The 20,836-nt window shown below is 72.7% G+C and carries 18 protein-coding genes; 8 read left to right on the top strand and 10 right to left on the bottom strand.

Annotation, left to right across the window (positions count from 1 at the left end):
* Nucleotides 1-7: 7 nt before the first annotated feature.
* The 5 genes from AB0G35_RS12030 to AB0G35_RS12010 form a co-directional block, all read right to left on the bottom strand.
* Entirely contained in the window at nucleotides 8-1,579 is a 1,572-nt protein-coding gene (locus tag AB0G35_RS12030; RefSeq protein WP_360947446.1) for an FAD-dependent oxidoreductase, read from the bottom strand.
* Nucleotides 1,573-2,766, bottom strand: a complete 1,194-nt coding sequence (locus tag AB0G35_RS12025; protein ID WP_360947444.1) for a lycopene cyclase family protein — start codon at nucleotides 2,764-2,766, stop codon at nucleotides 1,573-1,575. The genes AB0G35_RS12030 and AB0G35_RS12025 overlap by 7 nt, the downstream gene beginning before the upstream one ends.
* Before the next feature lie 129 nt (nucleotides 2,767-2,895).
* Complete coding sequence (locus AB0G35_RS12020; RefSeq protein ID WP_360947442.1) at nucleotides 2,896-3,894, bottom strand: NUDIX domain-containing protein; 999 nt, start codon at nucleotides 3,892-3,894, stop codon at nucleotides 2,896-2,898.
* Nucleotides 3,891-5,966: an ABC transporter ATP-binding protein gene (locus tag AB0G35_RS12015; RefSeq protein WP_360947440.1), complete on the bottom strand. Its 2,076-nt coding sequence runs from the start codon at nucleotides 5,964-5,966 to the stop codon at nucleotides 3,891-3,893. The genes AB0G35_RS12020 and AB0G35_RS12015 overlap by 4 nt, the downstream gene beginning before the upstream one ends.
* A gap of 402 nt (nucleotides 5,967-6,368) precedes the next feature.
* A complete protein-coding gene (locus AB0G35_RS12010; protein ID WP_360947438.1) occupies nucleotides 6,369-9,758 on the bottom strand; it encodes a hypothetical protein in 3,390 nt (1,129 codons plus the stop codon).
* Nucleotides 9,759-9,922: 164 nt separating this feature from the next.
* On the opposite strand from AB0G35_RS12010, the gene AB0G35_RS12005 reads away from it, so the two are divergent.
* Nucleotides 9,923-10,405, top strand: a complete 483-nt coding sequence (locus AB0G35_RS12005) for a hypothetical protein (RefSeq protein ID WP_360947436.1) — start codon at nucleotides 9,923-9,925, stop codon at nucleotides 10,403-10,405.
* 25 nt (nucleotides 10,406-10,430) lie between these two features.
* Here the strand turns inward: AB0G35_RS12005 and AB0G35_RS12000 are convergent, their stop codons facing one another.
* Entirely contained in the window at nucleotides 10,431-10,868 is a 438-nt protein-coding gene (locus tag AB0G35_RS12000) for an Lrp/AsnC family transcriptional regulator (RefSeq protein WP_360947566.1), read from the bottom strand.
* A gap of 100 nt (nucleotides 10,869-10,968) precedes the next feature.
* Here AB0G35_RS12000 and AB0G35_RS11995 point away from each other — a divergent pair, with 100 nt between their 5' ends.
* Nucleotides 10,969-11,886 carry an SMP-30/gluconolactonase/LRE family protein gene (locus AB0G35_RS11995; protein WP_360947434.1) on the top strand — a complete coding sequence of 306 codons (918 nt, stop codon included), beginning with the start codon at nucleotides 10,969-10,971 and terminating at the stop codon, nucleotides 11,884-11,886.
* Between the two features lie 3 nt (nucleotides 11,887-11,889).
* Here AB0G35_RS11995 and AB0G35_RS11990 read toward each other — a convergent pair whose 3' ends face one another.
* Both AB0G35_RS11990 and AB0G35_RS11985 read right to left on the bottom strand, forming a co-directional pair.
* Complete coding sequence (locus AB0G35_RS11990; protein ID WP_360947432.1) at nucleotides 11,890-12,387, bottom strand: response regulator; 498 nt, start codon at nucleotides 12,385-12,387, stop codon at nucleotides 11,890-11,892.
* Entirely contained in the window at nucleotides 12,384-13,469 is a 1,086-nt protein-coding gene (locus tag AB0G35_RS11985) for a histidine kinase (protein ID WP_360947430.1), read from the bottom strand. The genes AB0G35_RS11990 and AB0G35_RS11985 overlap by 4 nt, the downstream gene beginning before the upstream one ends.
* 232 nt (nucleotides 13,470-13,701) lie before the next feature.
* Between AB0G35_RS11985 and AB0G35_RS11980 the strand changes: the two genes are divergently transcribed.
* Nucleotides 13,702-14,025: a hypothetical protein gene (locus AB0G35_RS11980; protein WP_360947428.1), complete on the top strand. Its 324-nt coding sequence runs from the start codon at nucleotides 13,702-13,704 to the stop codon at nucleotides 14,023-14,025.
* A gap of 386 nt (nucleotides 14,026-14,411) precedes the next feature.
* Here AB0G35_RS11980 and katG read toward each other — a convergent pair whose 3' ends face one another.
* On the bottom strand, nucleotides 14,412-16,628 hold the full coding sequence (katG, locus tag AB0G35_RS11975; protein ID WP_360947426.1) for a catalase/peroxidase HPI: 2,217 nt from the start codon (nucleotides 16,626-16,628) through the stop codon (nucleotides 14,412-14,414).
* Nucleotides 16,629-16,782: 154 nt separating this feature from the next.
* Between katG and AB0G35_RS11970 the strand changes: the two genes are divergently transcribed.
* Both AB0G35_RS11970 and AB0G35_RS11965 read left to right on the top strand, forming a co-directional pair.
* A complete protein-coding gene (locus tag AB0G35_RS11970; RefSeq protein WP_360947424.1) occupies nucleotides 16,783-17,202 on the top strand; it encodes a hypothetical protein in 420 nt (139 codons plus the stop codon).
* 11 nt (nucleotides 17,203-17,213) lie between these two features.
* Nucleotides 17,214-17,630 carry a Fur family transcriptional regulator gene (locus AB0G35_RS11965; protein WP_360947422.1) on the top strand — a complete coding sequence of 139 codons (417 nt, stop codon included), beginning with the start codon at nucleotides 17,214-17,216 and terminating at the stop codon, nucleotides 17,628-17,630.
* 78 nt (nucleotides 17,631-17,708) lie between these two features.
* On the opposite strand, the gene AB0G35_RS11960 is transcribed toward AB0G35_RS11965, so the two are convergent.
* On the bottom strand, nucleotides 17,709-18,197 hold the full coding sequence (locus tag AB0G35_RS11960) for a GNAT family N-acetyltransferase (protein ID WP_360947420.1): 489 nt from the start codon (nucleotides 18,195-18,197) through the stop codon (nucleotides 17,709-17,711).
* A gap of 280 nt (nucleotides 18,198-18,477) precedes the next feature.
* Between AB0G35_RS11960 and AB0G35_RS11955 the strand changes: the two genes are divergently transcribed.
* The 3 genes from AB0G35_RS11955 to AB0G35_RS11945 all read left to right on the top strand — a co-directional run bounded on the left by AB0G35_RS11955 (nucleotide 18,478) and on the right by AB0G35_RS11945 (nucleotide 20,819).
* Nucleotides 18,478-19,056, top strand: a complete 579-nt coding sequence (locus AB0G35_RS11955; RefSeq protein WP_360947418.1) for a carboxymuconolactone decarboxylase family protein — start codon at nucleotides 18,478-18,480, stop codon at nucleotides 19,054-19,056.
* Complete coding sequence (locus AB0G35_RS11950) at nucleotides 19,053-19,904, top strand: RNA polymerase sigma-70 factor (protein WP_360947416.1); 852 nt, start codon at nucleotides 19,053-19,055, stop codon at nucleotides 19,902-19,904. The genes AB0G35_RS11955 and AB0G35_RS11950 overlap by 4 nt, the downstream gene beginning before the upstream one ends.
* A gap of 132 nt (nucleotides 19,905-20,036) precedes the next feature.
* Nucleotides 20,037-20,819, top strand: coding sequence for an aminotransferase class IV family protein (locus AB0G35_RS11945; RefSeq protein ID WP_360947414.1), 783 nt, complete (start codon nucleotides 20,037-20,039; stop codon nucleotides 20,817-20,819).
* Nucleotides 20,820-20,836: the final 17 nt, after the last annotated feature.

Genomic DNA, 20,836 nt, shown 5'->3' with positions numbered 1-20,836 from the left:
TCACTGGTCAGCGTCCGGTGCGTCCGGCCGCCCACCGCAGCGCCGCCACCCGCCCCCTGTCCGGCACGGTCCACAGGGTCTGCCCGCGCACACCCCAGCGGGCCAACAGGGCGTTGGCCGCCAGGAAACCGGTGGTCGCCGCGCGCTCCATGAGGGCCACGGGCAGCGCCGTGCGCACCAGGTCGCCGGCGACCACGACCCGGGGGTCGGGAGTGCGGACGGTGGGCCGGTCGTCGTAGCCGCCCACCGCGAACAGCGGGCAGTCCGCCCGCCACTCGTGGCGCTGGTCGACGATCCGCACGCCGCGGGTCTCCGGGTACACGGTGTGCAACTGCTCGACCAGACGGCGCTGTTCGTGCTCCCGGTCGGCGTCCGGCCGCACCGCGTAGGCGTGCAGTTCGAGGACGGAACCGCCGGTGCGGCCGGACCAGCGGGCGGCCTCCCCCTCCCAGCGTTCCAACACGCTGATGTTGTCCAGCGAACCGAAGCCGCTGGTCCCCAGGAAGCCCGGTCGGCCGGGGGACACCCGCCGCTCCAGCCACAGCCGGGACACCAGGAAGGGCGGTGCGGTGCGCAGCCGTCCGATGCGTGCCCGCCACGCGGCGTCCCCCAGCCCCTCGGAAGCGGCCACGATCCGCCGCAGACCGGCGGTGTCGACCGCGAGCACCACGGCGTCGTACGGGCGCGCTCCGTCGGCCGTGGTCACGCGCACCCCGCCGTTCACCTCCGGCTCGACGCGGTCCACCGGAGTGCCCGTGCGCAGCCGTACGCCGTGCCCCTCCAGGTACCGGCCGAGCGGATCCCACAGCGCCTGCGGATACGGCTCCGCCGGCACGTCGAACAGCAGCCCCTCGCTCGACCCGAGGAAGTAGATGTGGAACATCAACGCCATTTCGGCCGCGGACAGTTGGCCCGGATCGGCGAAGAAGCTCCGGGAGAACACCTCGAACGCGAGGTGGCGCGCGGCCTCCGGGAAGCGGATGCGGGCCAGCAGGTCCCAGGCGCTGGTCCGGTCGAGCTGCCGGTAGATCTCGGGCACCCGTACGTCGAGCAGCGGCAGCGCCGCGCCGGGGCGCATCCGGGCCAGGTCCCGCCAGGCGAACGTCGGGCTGAGGGCCATGAAGCCCAGGGCGCTCCACGGCGGTGTGCGCGGTACGCGGGCGAAGCCGTCGCGGGTGCCCGAGCGGTGTTGCAGCGGATAGTCCGGGAGCCGTCGCAGCCCTCGGAGTCCCGGGTCGGTGCGCCGCAGCAACCCCCGCAGGTTGTAGTACTGGGGGAAGAAGGCGTGGAACCCCCGGCTCATGGTCGCCGCCGAGCCGTCGGCGAGCCGCACCGGCCAGCCCGCCAGCCGGCCCCCGAGGACGCCTTCGCGCTCGTGCAGTGTCACCCGCACCCCGCGCTCGGCCAGCGCGGTCGCGGCCGCCAGACCGGCGATGCCGCCGCCGATGACCGCCACCGCCGGCCGGCCGTCGGCCGCCACCCGCTCGTCCCCCGGCGGTCCCGGCACCACCCGCGCGCGGCGGTCCCGGCCGCGCCGGGCGCTCGCGGCTCCTCCGGGGCGGGCCGTCCCGGTCACCATGCGGCAGTCCTCCGGGGCAGCAGGGGGAGTTCGGCGACGGTACGGAGCATGGGGAGCACGGGGGTGCGCAACCCGATGGTCAGGTCCTCCCAGAGCCGGGAACGGCCGTCCAGGAACCGCAGCAGACGCTCGGTGGGCACCGCGCCGAACAGGTCGGTGAAGACCGCGGCGCCGTCCACCCGTCCACTGTCCAGCCCGCGCAGCAGCACCGCGTCCAGCGCCCGGGCCCAACGGCCGTGCACCGGCGGCGGCAAGGGTGCGCCGGCCCGCCAGAGCGCGGCCGCGAGGCCCGCGGTCTGCCGCTGGACCGCGGCGAAGGTGTATCCGGTCGACGGACGGGTGGCGCCGCCGGCGGTCCCGATGCGGAACACCGAGCGCCCCACCCGATGCGGAAACCGACCGTCGGTCATCGGGATGACGCCCTGCTCCACGCCCGTGACCTCGAACGGACCGAGCTTCCGCACGTCGTCGGCGTAGTGCCGCAACGCCCTTTCGTACTCGGCGACATCCAACGGCCGCCGGGAGAACTCGGTGTACTCCACCAGCGCCGTGTGCGGGCCCAGCGGCAGGACGTAACCGAAGGCCAGGCCGTGCGCCGGCTGCGGAACGCGGAAGTCCATCCAGTCCGCCACGGCCGGGTCGAACACCGCTCTCCGGGTACGGACGAACCAGCCCCGGAAATGCTGCCGCAGCGTGGTGCGGGCGGGTGGGAGCAGGGCGCCCGGGCGGGAGTCGCAGACCCAGCGGGCCCGCAGCGTCACCGGGCGCCCCGCAGCATCACACCCGCGCACCTCGGCGCCGTCGGTGGTGTCGCGCACCGCCGCCACCGTGGCCTCGACGCGCCGCACGGCGGGGTTGCCGGCCAGCCGGGCCTCGACGACGGAGGTGAAATCGCCCGACCGCAGCATCTTGTACCGCAGCGGCGCCGGCCGCCCCACTCTCTCCGTACCGTCGGGCCCGTACACCCGCAGGGCGTCCCACGCGGCGGTCAGCGCCCGGTCGAACTCGCCGCCCGGCGCCTCCCAGAAGCACCAGGTGCGTTCCGGCGGTGTACGCGGCCCTCGCGGCGCGTCGACCAGCACCACGGTGGGCCGACATGCCCCGGCCGCCGGTGCGTCGCTCAGCCGGTGGGCCAGCGACAGCCCCGCCGCTCCCGCCCCGACGATGACCACGTCCGCGTCCCGCACATCCGTCCTTCCTGCCCGGCACCAGCGCGCGGTGCCGGCACTCGCCGACGACCGCTGACGCTCGCGACGATCCTTCCGCAGCCGGGACCGGGACGGCGGCCGCCACGCGCGGCGAGGCGGGCAAATGGCTCACCACCCCAGCTCGCCGTAGAGCCGGCCCGCCCGGATCCCTTCGATCGCGGTACGGGTAGAGGGCACGATCGGCTCCGGAAGCCCCTCGGGCCGCCACCACCCCCAGCCGAGGTACCTGTCGGGCTCGCGGACCTCCGGCGTACCGGTCCACCGCCGTGCGCGAAAGACCAACTGCAGCCGCGGCCGGGTCCCGGGGGCATCGACGAGATGCACGGCGTGCACGTACTCGACGTCACCCGGCTCGATCAGCAGCCCGGCCTCCTCCCGGGCTTCCCGCACGAGACGGGCAACGGCGGACTCCCGCTCGCAGTGGCCCGCCAGGAAGTGCCATGTGGCCCCCGCACAGGCCGAGTCCGGGTGCCGCAGCCCGAGCAGAACCTCGCCCTCGGCGTTCTCCAGGTAGAGATGCACGCCGATGAGGTGGAGGGCGGCCTTTCCGGCGGCGCCCGATGACGAGGGCGCGCGCGGGCGCGGAGGCCGGTGAGTGGTGCCGACACTGCCGGCACCCGTCGTGCCAAGAGCGGAGGCGTCATGACCGGCGGCCGCGCTCAGCGCGGCGTGGCGGCGGATCAGGGCGAGGGTCGAGGGGGCCATCCTCAGACGCGGCATGATCTCCGGCCGGAACCAGTGCAGCATGACGCCCTCGGTCAGCTCCAATTCCGCGGGGTCACCGACCCAGCGACCGGTGAAGATCTGGACGCGGACGGTGGTGCCCTCGCTCCCCCTGGCCCCCTCCACCGCGAAGGGGAGGAGGTCAGGGATGTCGAGGCCGGCCTCCTCCCGCAGTTCCCGCCTGATGGTCTCCTCCAGAGACCGGTCGCCGGGTTCGCGGCCGCCGCCGAGCAAGGACCACGACCCCGGCTCCCAGATGCCGGGAATCTGGTCCCGGAGGTGCAGCAGGTAGGCGCCGTGCCCGTCGTGGATGAGGGCTGACGCGTTCGTCGGAAGCCGGTCGTGCGGCGGGGTGGGGCCGAGCGGTGAGGTCTCCTCGGTCACGGGTGCACCGTCCTGGGGCGGGAGTCGGGGACGGATTCGGAGGCGGAGTCGGGAGCGGGAGCGGGGGCGGGGGCCGTGGAGGTGACCTGGTAGCCGGCTGCCTGGAGGGCGAACATCTCCGCGTAGTTTCCGCCGAGGTCCATCAGTTGCCGGTGCGATCCTGCCTCGGTGATCCGGCCGTCGTCGAAGACGTAGATGCGGTCGCATTCGACGACGCTGGCCAGGCGGTGCGAGATCAGGACGGTGATGCGGTCGGGCCGGCTCTGGTCGCGCAACACCGCCTGGTAGACGGCGTGTTCGGCCCGGGGGTCCATGCTCGCGGTCGGCTCGTCGAGGAGCAGTACGGGGGCGTTCTTGTACAGGCCGCGGGCGACGGCGATCTTGGCCCATTGGCCGGCGGACAGCTCCTGGCCGTCCCGGAACCGCTTGGACAGCACCGCGTTCCAGGTGTGCGGCAGTCCGGCGATGACCTGGTCCGCGCCGGACGCCACGGCGGCGTCCAGGGCGCGTTGGGGGTCCGCCTCGGTGAGGGTGCCGCGGGAGACCGTGAGGTTCGCGAGCGCGCTGAAGGGGAAGTGCAGCGGGTCCTGGAGCACGGTGGCCACGCGGGCCTGCAGCGACTCGGTGTCCATGCCCCGTACGTCCACCCCGTCCCAGCACACCGCGCCCTCGTCCGCCTCGTACAGCCCGGCGATCAGGCGTGAACAGGTGCTCTTGCCGGAGCCGTTGACGCCGACGAACGCCACGGTTTCGCCGGCCCGCAGTTCCATGGAGATGCCGCGCAGCGCCGGTGTCTCCTTGCCGGGGTAGGTGAAGGTGACGTCCTTGAGGGTGAGGGCGGTGACGGTCGCGGGGGCCGTGAGTTCGCGGCGACGGGGTTGCAGTCCGCGGCACCGTTCCTGGAACCTCAGCAGGTCGTCGACCCACAGGGCGTGCTCGTAGACCAGGTGCGCGACATCCACGAAGCGGGTCAACACGGTCTGTCCCGCCTGGATGGCCAGGACCGCGCCCGCGCCTGCCGCGAGGGGGAGCCAGCCGGCGATGAGCATGGCGCCCAGCGCCACGTACGTGACGCCGGTCCCGGCTCCGCCCAGGGCCCGGCCGGCCAGCGTGAGCACGGCCGAACTGATCCCGAGACGGGTGTCCTCCTCGGCGATGCGCTCGGTGAGCCGGTGGTGTTCGTCCAGCAGGGCGTTCTGGGCGGTGTCGGACCGGAGTTCGGCCGCGGCGTCCCGGTCGAGCAGCAGCCAGGAGAAGACCCGCACCCGCCGCTGGAGGGCGTTCCACCGCCGGAAGCTGTGGAAGCGGGCCCGTGCCGTCCACACCGCCGCCGCGCCGACCGGCAGGACGGAGAGCAGGAGCAGGGGGAGCAGGACCGGGTGCAGGCCGGTGAGCACCCCGGCCGTGCCGATCAGGCCGAGCAGCGCGGACGCCAGCGCGACGACCTGGCCGACGATCTGCCGGGCGTAGAACAGCCCCCGGTCGGAGGCGCGGTAGGCGTCGTCGTGCCAGTCGGCATCGTCGACGACCTCAAGACGTACGTGGGCGGTCAGCCGCAGGAAGCTGCGCTCCAGCGCGGTACGGATCTTCGGGGTGACCCGGGCCTGCGCCAGGGCGACCCCGGCCTCAAGGAGCGCCCGGGCGGACAGGAAGCCCACCACGAGCAGGATCTGCGGTACCGCGTGCCGCACCTTGTCCGGCGTCGGCCCGTGACCGAACAACTCCCGCAGCACGGCCACCGACGCCACCAGTCCGAAGGCCGACATCGCCGCCGCGACCAACTGCAGCACCACGACCGCCGAGGTGGCCCACCGGTCGGCCCGCCAGGCCAGCCGGCCGATCGTCCACACGATCCGCGGCAGCCGCACCAGGACCTCGCCGACCGTCGAGCGGGCCGCGGCGCCGTCGTAGACCGACCAGTACGCCTCCTTCAGCTCGTCGGTGATGTCGCCGTCACCCGGTCCCCGGGGCACCGCCGCCGGCGGAAGACCCAACGGCGCGCGGCGGGGCCGGGGCAGGTCGGTCTGCCCGGTCGTGGGTGAGGGGGCTGCGTCGCCGTTCGACGCCGTCATGCCCACCACCTCGCATCCGGTCGGTATGCCCTTCGGACACGGTGGATCGGCGCGTCAAGCGGCTGCCCGGGGCAGGCCGTCGGCGTGGCGCCGGGTTGCCGCTGTTCGAGCCGAACGGGGCCACGGGGGAGCACGAGTACGGGATGCACGGTCTCTCCAGAAGGGGCGATCGTGGGTACAGGTGCTCTAAAGAACGGCCCTTTACGCTCCCCGTAACGGGTGACCGGGAAGCACTTCGTGGACGCATGTTCTGTCGGGAGCGGGAAGGCGTGCGGGGACTCGGATCCAGGGCCCGACGGGTACTCGAACGCCTCGCGTCACTCCTTCGTGGTATTGCCCCGCCCTCGGCTTCCCGGGCCTTGGCCGGTGGTGTCACTCATGACGACGACCGCCCCCACCGTGTCATTCCGACTCCGTCACTGCCTGGTACGCGTGGTGGCGTACGTCAGGGTGCGAGTGCCGGCGCAGCAGGCGCAGCAGCGACCGCCATTCCTCGGGCCAGCCGAGCCTCGGGCCCGCCCCGGCGGCCAGTTCGACCGCCAGCAGGCCGGTGACGGTGCCGCCGTCGCGGGCCAGCGCGTCGGCCGCGGCGCGCAGGGCGCCGGTCTGCTCCGGGTGTGCGCCGGGCGCCCAGGAGATGCGCAGCCGACCGGCCGTTTGCCGCGCGACGGTCACTCCGGCGCCCTGGAGGGCGTCCGCCAGGTCTCGCAGCCGGCCGAGCAGCGCGACGGGATCCGCGGTGCGGTCGACCAGTCTGCGCAGCAGATCGGCGCGTTCGGCCAGCAGCAGTGGTTCCGGCGCCAGTTGCCCGGCGAGCGCCTTGAGCAACTCGGGACGCTCGGGGTGGTCCGAGCTCGGGCACACCACGGTGCGCAGCCGCTGCAGGGCCGGCAGGTCGCGGTCCGGCAGGGCGTCACAGCCGCCGTCGGACGTGTGCATCGCGGCGAGCAGCTCCGCCACCGCACCGTGCAGCACACTGCCCGGCTCTGCACCGCCCACGGGGTACGGGAGTTCCGAGGCGGCCAGATCGCGCAGGACCCAGGCCGCGTACTGCCAGTGGGTGCGGTGGCCGAGATCGCAGACCGTTCGGGAGAGCCGGCCGGCGATCTCGGGCGCATAGCGGCACCACGTACCCATGGCGTGCAGCGTGCGGTAGCCCGCGAAGCCGTCGAGGGACGCCAGACACGCGTCGTAGGCGGCGTCGACCACGGCGGCGTACCCGGGGCGGTGGGCGTGGGCCAGCTCCCAAGGGGTGACCCGCACGAGGGCGTCGAGCACCGGCGGCGCATCGTCGCGTGCCGCGTCTTCGAGGAGGCGCCAGGCTTCCGGGACGTCGAGCAGGGACGGCAGGGCGCGGACGACGGCGGCGCGGACGTCCGGGTGGCGGTCGGGCGCGTCGAAGGCCTGCGCCAGCAGGGACACCGCTCCGTGCGGTGGCAGGAAACGGGCCGCGAGCCGTACCGCCTCCTTGCGGGAGGTCACCTTCGCCACCCGCTCACCGGTCAGCAACTCACCGAGGGCCAGGGCGAGTTGGGAGGGCGAGGTGAAGCGGGCGGCGCGGGTCGCCGCGTACACCGCGACCCGGGCACGGTCACTGCCGGCCTGTTCCAGCAGCACCGGCAAGGCCTCATGGGGCCGGTCGGTCCAGGGCAGCGCACCGAGCGCCGCCTCGGCGACGACCACGTCCCCGTCGTCGGCATGCCTCATCACCAACGCGCGTCCCAGCTCGGGGATCCGGGCGGCGGTACGGACCGCGGCGGCGCGTTCGTCGAGCGGCAGGGACCGGTCCGCGGCCGCCTGCCCGGCGAGCCGTGCCGCGGCCCGTTGCTGGCGGGGCAGCCAGCGGTCGCTGTCACCGAGATCAGGCAGCGGGCGCCGGGCGCCGGGCACCAGGAAGCGGCCGTGGGGCGGGGTGTCGCCGAGCAGCGCGTCGAGCAGATCCGTGCGCCGGCGGGCCAGGACGCGTCGTACGGGTGGGAGGACGACCGCCGACGGTTCGAGCGCGACGATCCGCGCCACCCGCTCGTCACGGGTGGCCGGTGCCGCCAGCCACCGCTCCGCGGCCGCCGCGAACGTCTCGTCGTCGCCGCGTTCCAGGGCTGTGGCCAGCATGTCCTGCAGCCGGGGCAGTCGCCGGGCACGCGGTCCCAGCGCGTCGGCCAGGCCCAGCAGCACCCGGAAGTCGGCGCGTTGGGCGGCCGCCGCCAGCCACGGGTGCAGCGCGTCGAAGAGCTGGTGCTCCTGGCCGCGGCGCAGGACCCGGTGGAGCGGACCGAAGTCGGGGACGCCGGTCCGGGCCACCACCCGCTCCAGGGTGCCGAGCGCCCAAGCCGGCAGGGCCGAGCCACCGTCGGTGGCGTGCTCCGCCAGTACGCGTGCGGCGAGGGTCCGCAGCGCCGCCCGGCTGTCGGCGGAAGCATCCCGTGCCTCCAGGGCCGCGACGGCGATCTCGTCCAGCAGCGCGGCGTCGTCGGACCGGAACGACCGCGCGGGTACGGAGGCGAGTGCGGTGAGCGCTGCGGCGCGCACCGCGTCCCGCTCGTTGCGCAGCCGCCGCATCGCGGTCAGCAGGTCGGTGAGTGCCTGGCGGCCGCCGTCCCGGGCGGCGCACGCCACCCACAGCGGCCAGGCGGCCGCCCGGTCGTCCGCGTCGGGCCGTCGGACCGCGGCGAGCAGCGCCGGTCGCGCCTCGTCGAACGGTCCGTGGGCGAGGGTGTCCAGGTCGTCCCACCAGTCGGCGCCGCTCGTGAACTCGGCCGCGGCCCGCCGCACCTCCGCCCACCGACGGTCGCGGGGCAGCAGATCGAGGACGGCCAGGGCCGGCTCCCCGGGGGTCCCGCCGGCGGTGACCGCGTCCAGGAAGGCCGGGCGCCGGCCGGGGGCCATGGCCTTGACCAAGGCGGTGAAGTGACCGCCGCGGGCCAGCCAGTGGCGGCCGAGGGCGGGCAGCGACGCCGGCGCGGCCCGCACCAGCCTGCGCAGCACTCCCGGCGGCGGTACCGGCTCGTGGCGCTGGGCACGCCGCTCGGGGGAGATCAGCCAGCGGACCACCCGCTCGGCATCGACGTCGACCAGCGCGCCGAGGCCGGTCCGCAGCGAGGACGGCAGGCTCTCCGGCCCGTACCGCTCCAGTAGCGTCAGCACCCGCTCGGGGCGGAGCGGTGCGAGCACGGCGACCGCGGGCGCGTGCAGCCGCCACCACTCGTCCCGCTGCCGTCCGTCCGCCCGCTCGGCGAGGGCGGCTTCGGCGTGCTCCAGCACCGGGTCGGGGTGCCGGCGGGCCAGCCCCGCCCAGGCCTCGACGCGGTGCGCGAGCCGGGGCAGGTGCTGTGCGACGAAGGGGGTGGAACAGGCCGGCAGCAGTCGTGCCGCCTCCGCGTCGCCCCAGTCCGCACGCAGCCGCACCACCAGCCGTTCGGCGAGCGCGGTACGGTCGCCGGAGGCCAGCAGCCGTGCGAGCCGGTGCCGCAGGGCGGCCGGTGCGTCGTCGTACACCGCCTCCACCGCCTCGTCCGGCACGGGCAGTACGCGGGCGGCGCGCAGGGCGTAGCCGGCCACGACCGGGTCGGGATCGGTGAGCCGCCCGGTGAGGAATCCGGCGTCCTTCCCGGCGAGGGCGGCCAGCGCCGCGAGCCGCCGCTCGTACGGCCCCCGGGCGTCCAGATCGGCCAGCAGCGGGGCGAGTCGGCCCTCCTTGGCCAGCCGATGGGCCGTCCTCGCGGTGAGGGAGAGGCGGGCGGGGAACGGCAGCGGTTCGAGTGCGGAGAGCAAGTGCTCCGCGGTGGTCGGCATGCGCGCATTGTGCCCGGAGTGATCCCGACGTGCGATCGAATATCCGGAGCGGGGTCTCCCCGCCGGAAGAGCCGCCTCCCGGACGGTCGCTCTGCGCTGCGGTCCTGCCGTGCGTACCGTTCATGGCGGTAGCAGCCGACCCGAAACAGGCCAGGTGGCGCACGATGAACGACCAGGACAGGCAGGCGGACGGCCTGCGCGTACGCACGGGCGCCGAACGCCACGACGCCGCGGAGCCGGCGGAGACCGGGGGACGGTCGGCCGAGTTGCGGGTGGCGCTCGACGGCATCCGGAGCATCCGCCGGCTGACCAACTCCGGTTCCGCGCCGCAGGCGCGCCCGGCCGAGTGGGAGCGGCGCCGGTTGCTGCGCACGGTGAGTCTGCTCCTGGAGGCCGAAGGCATTCCCCCCTCAGTCGTGGGTGAGGACGGCGAGCCGGTGCGGACCGGCTACCGCGTGAGCGAGGAGGAGCGGGCGGGGCTGGTGCGGGTGCGGTGGGCCGGGCCGCGGGGGAGCGGCGCCCGCTACCAGGAGCGGGAGAGCCTCCTGCGGTGCCAGGAGGTCCTGCGTGAGTGGGGCTTCGAGGCCCTGGAGGTCCGCGGCCGGGGCGGCCGCCGTCACCTGGAGGTCGAGGCCGGCCCTGGATGAACGCGGACTCCGCGCCCCGAAAGCGTCAGCCGGCGCTGACCGGCCGTTCGAAGAAGGTCTCCAGCACGACCGTCGCCTGCGTCCCGCTCACGCCCTCGATCGCGTAGAGCCGTCGCAGGACGTCCTGCAACTGCTCCGTGGTGGCCGTGCGCACCTTGACGAGGACGGAGGCGGCGCCGGCGATGATGTGCGCTTCCTGGATCTCGGAGATGGCGGCGAAGGCCTCGGCCGAGTCCCCCATCCAGGCCGAGGAGTCGACCATGACGAAGGCGAGCACGCCCTGCCCGAGGGCGGCCGGGTCGACGTCCACGGTGGTGTGGCGGATGACGCCGCGCTCACGGAGCTTGCGTACGCGGTCGTGTGCCGCGCCGGCCGAGAGGCCGACCGCCTTGCCGAGCGCCGCATAGGCCTGCGAGGCGTCCCGCTGCAGCTCCGCGATCAGCGCCCGGTCGATGTCGTCCACGATCCCCTTGTCCATCATCCTCATGCCGTCACCATATCTGGTTCGAGCGCACTAGTATGACGCCGAATGAGGTTCGATCGTTGTCGAGAAAGGGATGACCATGCCCGGCGATACGTTCAACACTCCGTACGAGGTTCTGGACGAGCGCTTCCGCACCGGGAGGTGCGCCAACGGGGACGCCCGGCTGGAGCGGCTGCACGCGGACTGCCGTTGGGCCGAGGGGCCGCTCTATCTGCCCGCCTGGCGGCAGTTGATCTGGAGCGACATTCCCAACGACCGGCTGCTGCGCTGGGACGAGGCGACCGGTGCGATCGGCGTGTTCCGCTCCCCGGCCGGGCACGTCAACGGCAACACCCTCGACCGCGAGGGCCGGTTGGTCAGCTGCGAGCAGGGCAACCGCCAAGTCACCCGCACCGAACACGACGGCCGGGTCACCGTGCTCGCCGACCGTTTCGAGGGCAAGCGCCTCAACAGCCCGAACGATGCCGTCGTCCGTTCCGACGGCTCGGTGTGGTTCACGGACCCGGACTTCGGGATCACGAGTGACTACGAGGGCCACCGCGCCGAGAGCGAGATCGGCAGCTGCGACGTCTACCGGATCGATCCGGTGACGGGCGCGGTCCGCCGGGTCGCGGACGGCTTCGGCGGACCGAACGGCCTGGTCTTCTCGCCGGACGAACGGCAGTTGTACGTCGCCGACACACGGGCCCGGCAGATCCGCGTCTTCGACGTACGGGAGGACGGCACCGTCTCGGACGGCAAGGTGTTCGTGGAGCGCACCGACGGCGGCTTCGACAACATCCGGTTCGACGACGAAGGGCGGCTGTGGGCCGCCGCGTTCGACGACGGCGTGCACTGCTACCACCCCGACGGCACCCTCATCGGAAGGCTCCGCGTGCCCGAGCCGGTGTCCAACATCGCTTTCGGCGGTCCCAAGAACAACCGGCTGTTCCTCACGGCGACCACCTCGCTGTACTCGCTCGTGATGTCGGTGACGGGTCTGCCCAGGGTGCTGTGACGCCTACGGCCCGGCGAACGGGAGGTGGCGCGATTCCCAGGCCCAGGCCGCGATGCCCACGCGGTTGCGTACCTTCAACTTCGCCTGGATGTTGGCGAGGTGCGTCTTGGCCGTGCCCGCGGAGATGTAAAGGCGTGCCGCTATCCCGGCGTTCGTCCCGCAGGCGCCGTCGCGCAGGGCCGTGCGGACGTAGTCGTCGTGGTCGAAGGTGGTGACGACCAGGACGCGGGGCCCGTCCGGCGTGGCCGGGCCGGTCAGGCGGCGGGTCACCTCCAGGCCGTCGAGCACCGGCATGCGGATGTCGGCGATGACCAGGTCGGGGCGGAGCTCGTGGGCCAGGTCGACGGCCGTGGCGCCGTCCGCTGCCTCGCCGACGACCGTCATGTCCGGCTGGGAGTCGAGGATCAGCCGGAATCCGCTGCGTACGTCGGCCTGGTCGTCGGCGAGGAGGATGCGGGTGAGGCGGCTGGGGGCGGGGGTGCCGGCGGCGGGGGTGGTCACTTCGGCTCCTTCGCGGCGGCGGCCGGCAGGGGGAGGAATGCCGTGAGGTGCCAGCCGCCCTCGTCCTGCGGGCCGGCGGTGAGGGTGCCGTCCAGTGCCCGTACGTGTCCGGTGAGGGCGGCGAGGCCGCGTCCGCCGCGGCGGCGCGGGGCGGTGGGCCGTCGGCTGGAGGGGGATTTGAGGGGCGGCTCGTTGGTCACGCGCAGTTCCACGCCCGCGGGAACGGCGGCGAAGCGGATGTCCACGCGGGGCGTACGGGGCGCGTGCCGATGGATGTTGGTGAGCGCCTCGGCCACGATGCGGTAGGCCACCGCGCCGGTCTCCGGAGCGTCAGCGAAGGCGTCCGCCGTGCTCGGCGGCAGGTGGAGACGGACGTCCGTATCGCTCAGTGCCGTGAAGTCATCGACGAGCGTGGCGAGTTGGGCGATGCCCGGGCGGTGGCGCGACGCGCTCGCCGGTTCCTGGTCGCCGCCGTCCAGCATGTGCATCGTGCGGTCGATCGCCTCCAGGGCACTCAGTCCCGCCTTCTCGATCCGCTCCAGGGCCAGCACCGCCTGGCCGGGATCGGTCGGAGCCAGGAAGCGGGCCGCCTGGGCCTGTACGACGATGCCGCTGATGTCGTGCGCCACGAAGTCGTGGAGGTCGCGGGAGAGCTGGAGGCGCTGGGCCCGCCGGGCCTCGCTGACCGCGGCCCGCCCACGCTGCTCCACCCGGCGCGGATAGCCCCCGACGGCTGCCGCGGCGAGCGCCGGGAGCAGCCAGAACGCCGCCACCCCCGTACGTTCCAGTAATCCGCCGTGGACCAGCGGCACCGGCCAAGCGGCCACCGCGACGACTGCGACGGGGATCGTGATGCGCAGTTCCCGCGGGGGCGACCAGCGGGCGACGGCTGCGATGAGGGGCAACAGGAGCGTTGCCGCCGCGAGTTCCCCGTGCGAGCCGGCCTGCGCGCTGCCGGCCACGGTGGTGGTCAGGGACAACAGTGCGCAGACCGCCGTGGGCCGGGCCAGTCGGGTGTGCGCGGCGGTGCGGCGGCGGGCCAGGGCCCAGGCCACGGTGACTGCGGTCGCGAGCGCCGGCACGCCGCCAAGTATGAGCTCCGGCACGGCTGGTGTCGTTTCCCCCATGGTGTCAGCGTACGAGGTCGTGATCATCAGCGCCGTCTCCGCCGAACGGCAGAGACGGCCCGCGCGGGGGCCGCAGATATCCGCCGGTCGGCCGATGGGCGGGGGCGGTGGGTGCGGGCGAGGCTGTTGTTCGTTCGGCGCACAGGCCGAACAGGACCGATCAGCCTTCTGTGAAAGGGAGTTCGCCATGCGCTTTGCTCCGTTGGGTGCAGTCGGCGCCGCCGCCGTGCTCGCCGGAATCGTCACGGCGGCACCCGCGCCCGGCGCCGCGCACGCTGCCCAGACGCCCGCGAAGAAGCCCGGGAAGGTCGCGAGCGTCCACGGGGCAGGACGCATCTGGTACGTCTACTCGCCCCACGACGACATCCGCTTCACCGTCGACGCCCAGGCGGCGCCCTTCACCCGCCCTCTGCCAGGGTCGCCGCTGCCCGCGTCGCCCACCTCGACCACATCACCGGCGACGCCCAAGGAGACGGGGGAGGCGGTGGGAAGGCGCAGTAGCGTGCGATGAAGGGGGCGTGGGTGGGGTGGGGGCCGGGGGCTGCGGTCCGGTCAGCCAGGCCGTATGAGAGCCGGCGCCGTGCTCCTGGCCCCCGCTTCCTGGAAGGGGGCGACGTGTGGGGCGTCGGACGGCACGATGGAGAGCGAGAAGACCGGGAAGTGGCCTTGTCCAGCAGGGGGAGTGCCGCCCCGAGGCCCCGGCTCCTCGGCCGAGGCGGGACCGGGAACCCTTGTGCATGAGGCCGGCCCTGACGAGTACGACTGCCCGAAGCGCTAGGGATGCGGGCGACGACGGGCACGCCAACGTCCGGGCCGACCCGCGTGGGGCCGGCCCGGACGCCTACAGCAAGGTGATCACGCCAGGGTAATCAGGCCAGGTCGTTCGGGTCAGGCCGATCAGACCAGGTCGAACCGGTCCAGGTTCGACACCTTGACCCACGCCGCGATGAAGTCGTTCACGAACTTCTCCTTCGCGTCGTCGCTCGCGTAGACCTCGGCGAGGGCGCGCAGCTCGGAGTTCGAGCCGAAGACGAGGTCGGCACGGGTGCCGGTCCACTTGACCTCGCCGGTGGCGTCGTCGCGGCCCTCGAAGGTGGTCTGGTCCTCCGAGGTCGCCTGCCACGTCGTACCCAGGTCGAGGAGGTTGACGAAGAAGTCGTTCGTCAGCTTGCCCGGGGTGTCGGTGAAGACGCCGAGCGACGTCTGCTGGTGGTTCGCGCCCAGGACGCGCAGGCCGCCGACGAGGACGGTCAGCTCGGGAGCGCTCAGACCCAGCAGGTTCGCCTTGTCGAGCAGCAGGTACTCGGCCGGCAGGCGGTTGCCCTTACCCAGGTAGTTGCGGAAGCCGTCGGCGGTGGGCTCCAGCGCGGCGAAGGACTCCGCGTCGGTGTGCTCCTCCGTGGCGTCCACACGGCCCGGCGCGAAGGGCACCTCGACGTCGTAACCGGCGTCCTTGGCGGCCTTCTCCACGGCGGCGGCGCCACCGAGGATGATCAGGTCGGCCAGGGAGACCTTCTTGGCGCCGGAGTTGAACCCGGCCTGGATGCCCTCAAGGACGCGCAGGACCTGGGCGAGGGCGTCCGGGTCGTTGGCCTCCCAGCTGCGCTGCGGCTCCAGGCGGATACGGGCACCGTTGGCGCCGCCGCGCTTGTCGCTGGTGCGGAAGGTCGAGGCCGACGCCCACGCGGTGGACACCAACTGTGCGACGGTCAGCCCCGAGTCGAGGAGCTTGGCCTTGAGGGCGGCGATGTCGCCGGCGTCGATGACCTCGCCGTCGGCCTCCGGCAGCGGGTCCTGCCACAGCAGGGTCTCCTCCGGAACCTCCGGGCCGAGGTACAGCGACTTCGGGCCGAGGTCGCGGTGGGTCAGCTTGTACCAGGCGCGGGCGAAGGCGTCCGCGAACTCCTCGGGGTGCTCGTAGAAGCGACGCGAGATCGGCTCGTAGACCGGGTCGAAACGCAGCGACAGGTCGGTGGTGAGCATCGTCGGGAGCTTCTTCTTCGACGGGTCGTGTGCGTCGGGGATGATCGCCTCGGCGTTCTTGGCCACCCACTGGTGGGCGCCGGCCGGGCTCTGGGTGAGCTCGTACTCGTACTCGAAGAGGTTCTTGAAGAAGCCGTTGCTCCACTCGGTCGGTGTGGCGGTCCAGGTGACCTCCAGGCCACTGGTGATCGCGTCGCCGCCCTTGCCGGTGCCGTAGGTGCTCTTCCAGCCAAGGCCCTGCTGCTCGATCGGGGCGGCCTCGGGGTCGGGCCCGACGTGGTCCGCGGGACCGGCGCCGTGGGTCTTGCCGAAGGTGTGACCGCCGGCGATCAGCGCGACGGTCTCCTCGTCGTTCATCGCCATCCGGCGGAACGTCTCACGGATGTCGCGGGCCGCGGCGATCGGGTCCGGGGTGCCGTTCGGGCCCTCCGGGTTGACGTAGATCAGACCCATCTGGACCGCGCCGAGCGGGTTCTCCAGCTCACGGTCGCCGGTGTAGCGCTGGTCGTCGAGCCAGACCTTCTCGGGACCCCAGTAGACGTCCTCCTCGGACTCCCAGACGTCCTCGCGGCCGCCGCCGAAGCCGAAGGTCGTGAAGCCCATGGACTCCAGGGCGACATTGCCGGCGAGGACCATGAGGTCGGCCCAGGACAGGCTCTTGCCGTACTTCTTCTTGACCGGCCACAGCAGACGGCGGGCCTTGTCGAGGTTGCCGTTGTCCGGCCAGCTGTTGAGCGGGGCGAAGCGCTGCTGGCCGGCGCCGGCGCCGCCGCGGCCGTCGCTGATGCGGTAGGTGCCCGCGCTGTGCCACGCCATGCGGATCATGAACGGGCCGTAGTGACCGAAGTCGGCCGGCCACCAGTCCTTCGAGTCCGTCAGCACCTCGGCGATGTCCCGTTTCACGGCCGGCAGGTCGAGGCTCTTGAAGGCCTCGGCGTAGTCGAAGTCCTCCCCGAGCGGGTTGGCCACGGCGGGATTCTTGGCAAGGATCTTCAGATTGAGCCGCTCCGGCCACCACTGGGCGTTGCCGCCCCCCTGGGTCGGGTGCAGGGCGCGCCCGTGCGCGACCGGGCAGCCGCCCGCCTCCTGGGGCTTGGGGTCCGTGACGATCGCGTCGTGGTTCTCAGACATGGGAATCCTTCCGAACTGGGCAGATCACGGTGCTCAGAAAATGCGGACGGGAAAACGACCGGGGCCTGTGGGCCCCAGCAGGTGACCTCGGCCTCGACGAACGAGGGCCGTGATCGCCGGACACGGTCGGCCACAACGCCATTCCGACCGCGTCGTGGACATCGACGACGACACCGCACGGCCGGCACCCGCCGTGGTGGCGGCCGTGGTCTCGCGCGCAGCGGTTCTCGCGCACGCGAAGGGTGCACTCCCGCTCGAAGGGGGCGACCTGCTCCAGCAGGACCTGCTCCTCGACCAGCACCGGGCCGCCGGCACCCGCCTGCCCGCTGTCCCGGCCGCTTGCGGCCAGGGCACCGGATGCGGTGCTGAGCGGACCCGTCCCATCAACCGTCACGGGCTTTCCCTGCTGTTGTCCTGTCCCTTGGCTGTCGCCAGAACCGATCCTACGATGGACGAAGTCCAAGTCAATACAACAGCCAGACCCGTACGCATTCATTTGCCGGAAGACGAACGGTCCGGAATCGGAAGACGAACGGCCGGAACGAAGACGAACAGTCCGGAAGACGCACAGTAAGGCTGGTGGTCATGAGCGACCTGCTGGACCGGCTCCGCCGACGCGGCTGGCGGATGACTGCCCAGCGCCGGGTAGTCGCCGAGGTACTCGACGGCGAGCATGTCCACCTCACCGCGGACGAGGTGCTCGCCCGCGCCACCGTCCGGCTGCCGGAGATCTCCCGCGCAACCGTCTACAACACCCTCGGCGAGCTCGTCTCGCTCGGCGAGGTGACCGAGGTGGCCACCGACGGCCGCGCCAAGCGCTACGACCCCAACGCCCACCGCCCCCACCAGCACCTGGTCTGCTCGCACTGCGGCACCATCCGCGACGTCCACCCCGTCGGCGACCCCCTGGCCGGCCTACCCGCCTCCGAACGCTTCGGCTTCACGGTCTCCGAGGTCGAGATGACCTATCGGGGCTTGTGCCCTGAGTGCAACCAAGCGTGAGCGGGGGCGGTGTACGGTGCGGCCGCGCCCGGGGGCGGAGGGTGCGTCCGCCGGCAGGTCCGGGGCGGGCGACCGGGCCTACCCGAGTTGCTTCCGCATCACCGTGCACATCGTTTCGTAGCGGCGCAACGACCCGTCAGGGGCTTGCTCGTCCCACGAGTCCGGCCGACGGTCGTACGCGACGTACCCCAGCCGTTCGTACAGCGCGCGTGCCCGTGGGTTGGCGTCCTCCACGGCCAGCTCGGCCTGCCGCAGACCGCGTTCCCTGATCCGCAGTTCTGCGGATGCGACGAGGAACGTACCGATGCCGCACGACTGCAATGCGGGGTGGACCGCCAACTGCCACAACGTGCCGACGCCCTCCGTGACCTGGTAGTCGACGCCGCCCTTCGCCACCGGGATGTCCGTTGCCGGGCAGATCGCGAGGTAGTCGACCTCACCGGTCCGGGCACGTTCCAACTGCCTGGCGACGTCGGTCAGGTGGTGAGCAGACCCTGCCCATCCGCACGACGCCAGGTCCGCGTGCACCAGGTCACGGGCTGACAGCTTCAACACCACGTCGCTCATCTTCCGTACCTCCGGCGAACCAGCATCCACGCCGATCACACGGGGGCGCAAAGCCGTTTCCCCGGCCCACGCCCTCGGCCCGTCGGCCGCTGCCGATCCGGTGCGCCGAGGGCCGGCCGTGGAACCTGCCGCTCCGCAAGGTCCTCGTGAGCCCGCGGCGTACGTGGCACGGCTTGCGCACCGGAAGCCGGATCACCGCTCGACCCCGTTGTCACATTCGACGGGCCGGCGGTGTCTTCATGGCGTAACGGCAGACATTCACGCCTACAGGGAGAACACCATGTCGCCACGCGTTCCGAAGGCGGAGCTTCCCACCGAACTCCGCGAGAACATGATCAAGCAGCTCGGTGCCGTGCCCGAGCCCGTCGAGGTGGTGTGGCACAGTCCCGAAGTCGGCGCGGCCAACCTGGAGTTCTCGGCCAAGCTGGCCGAGTGGGACGCGGCCGACGCGGACCTCAAGTCGTTCGCGCACATGGCCGTCGCGGCGCAGGTCGGCTGCAGCTGGTGCCTCGACGTCGGCTACTTCCAGGCGCTGAACCAGAACCTGGACCTGACCAAGGCGAGCCAGGTGCCGCGCTGGCGGGAGTCGGAGGTGTTCACCCCGCTGGAGCGGGACGTCCTGGAGTACGCCGAGGCCATGACGAACACGCCGCCGACCGTCACCGATGAGATGTACGCCGGTTTGCTGGACCGGCTCGGTCCGGCGGCGATGGTCGAACTCACCGCGTACATCGCCTTCGTCAACATGGCCAGCAGGAACAACAACGCCAACGGCGTCACCTCGCAGGGCTTCTCCGAAGCCTGCGAGGTTCCGCTGGCCGGGCGTCCGGTGACTTCCGGCGTGGCGTCGACGGCATGACCGAGGACCCGTTCGTCACCCATCGCACCCTGCTCTTCACGGTCGCCTACGAGATGCTCGGGTCGGCGGCCGATGCGGAGGACGTGCTGCAGGACTCCTGGTTGCGGTGGGCCGATGTCGACCAGGCGCAGGTGAGCGACCCACGGGGGTACCTCGTCCGGGTCGTCACCCGGCAGGCGCTCAACCGCCTGCGGACGTTGTCCCGCCGCCGTGAGGAATACGTCGGCGAGTGGCTGCCGGAACCGCTGCTGACCAGCCCTGATGTCGCCGAGGACGTGGAACTCGCGGAGAGCGTCTCGATCGCGATGCTGACCGTGCTGGAAACGCTCGGGCCGGCGGAGCGGGCGGTGTTCGTGCTCCGGGAGGTCTTCGACATGCCGTACCGCGAGATCGCCCAGGCCGTGGGGAAGTCCGCGGGCGCGGTGCGGCAGATCGCGCGGCGGGCCCGCGAGCATGTGGCGGCCAGGCGGCCGCGGGTCCAGGTGAGCCGGTCGGAGCAGCAGGCGGTGGTGGAGCGGTTCCTGGCCGCGTTGCGTACCGGACGGGTCCAGGAGCTGCTGGACGTCATGGCGCCGGACGTGGTCCTGATCGCCGACGGTGGCGGGATCGCCGCCGCCGCTCGGGAGCCGATCCACGGGGCCGAGCTGGTGGCGACGTTGCTCGCGCGGCCCGGCCGGGCGGTGTCGGCCGTGTGGCTCAACGGCGCGCCCGCCGGCCGGATCGAGATCGACGGCCGGCTGGCCGCGGTGAGCCTCGTGGTGGAGGACGGACGGGTCACCCGCATCCACGCGGTGGCCAACCCGCAGAAACTGACGCGGTTGGACGAGCCGGCCGAACTCGCCAGGTAGGCCGGCGGTTTGCTCAGGCGCGTGGGTGTTCCGGGCGGTGGAAACCGCCCGGAACACCCACGAACAGCGGTGTGCGTCCGTCAGCACCCCTACGGCACCCGGGCCGGAGCCCGTCCTGCCATGCTGTGTGGCATGGCGCATCTCGACGGAAAGCCCGTGCTCACCGATGACGTGCTCCCTCTCGCATTGACGGGCTACGGACACTTCACCACCATGCGGGTCGACGCCGATCACCGGATCCGTGGGGTGTCCCTGCACATGGACCGCCTCGTAGCGGACTGCAGGACCGTCTGGGGCGCCGATCTGGACACCGGCCGGGTCCGGCGGTTCGTCCGGCAGGCACTGGCGGGACACCGCGGTCCGTGCGTGGTCCGCGCGACGATCTACGATCCCGCGGTCGATGTCGCGCACCCTGCGGACGCCGATCAGCCCCGGGTGCTGGTCACCGTACGTCCGGCCGGGGCGATGCCCCCACCGCCGCTGCGTGCGAGGAGCGTGCCCTATGAGCGGGACCTGCCCCAGGTCAAACACTGCGGCCTGTTCGGGGCCCTGCACGTGCGGCGCGCAGCTCAGGTCGCCGGCTTTGACGATGCCCTGTTGGTCGGGCCCGACGGACACGTCAGCGAAGGACCGACCTGGAACGTCGGTTTCATCGCCGACGACGGCACCGTGGTGTGGCCGCAGGCTCCGGTACTCCCGGGCGTCACCATGAGGCTGTTGCAGCAACGGGTGGAGCACCGGATCACACCCGTCACCCTGGACCGGGCCAAGGGCATGCGGGCGGCGTTCGCCACCAACACGAGCATCGGCGTCCGGGCGCTGGCGGCGATCGATGACGCCTCTTTGGCCGTCGAGGACCCGGTGCTGAGCACTCTGCGTGAGGCGTACCTGTCGGTCCCCGGAGAGGAGCTGTAGGGGGCGATCATGGGGAG

Origin of the sequence: Streptomyces sp. NPDC021749 (genome assembly GCF_040640655.1) — a bacterium.
GTDB lineage: Bacteria > Actinomycetota > Actinomycetes > Streptomycetales > Streptomycetaceae > Streptomyces.
Note: the sequence above shows the minus strand (reverse complement) of the source record. Positions and strands in the feature narration are given on the sequence as shown.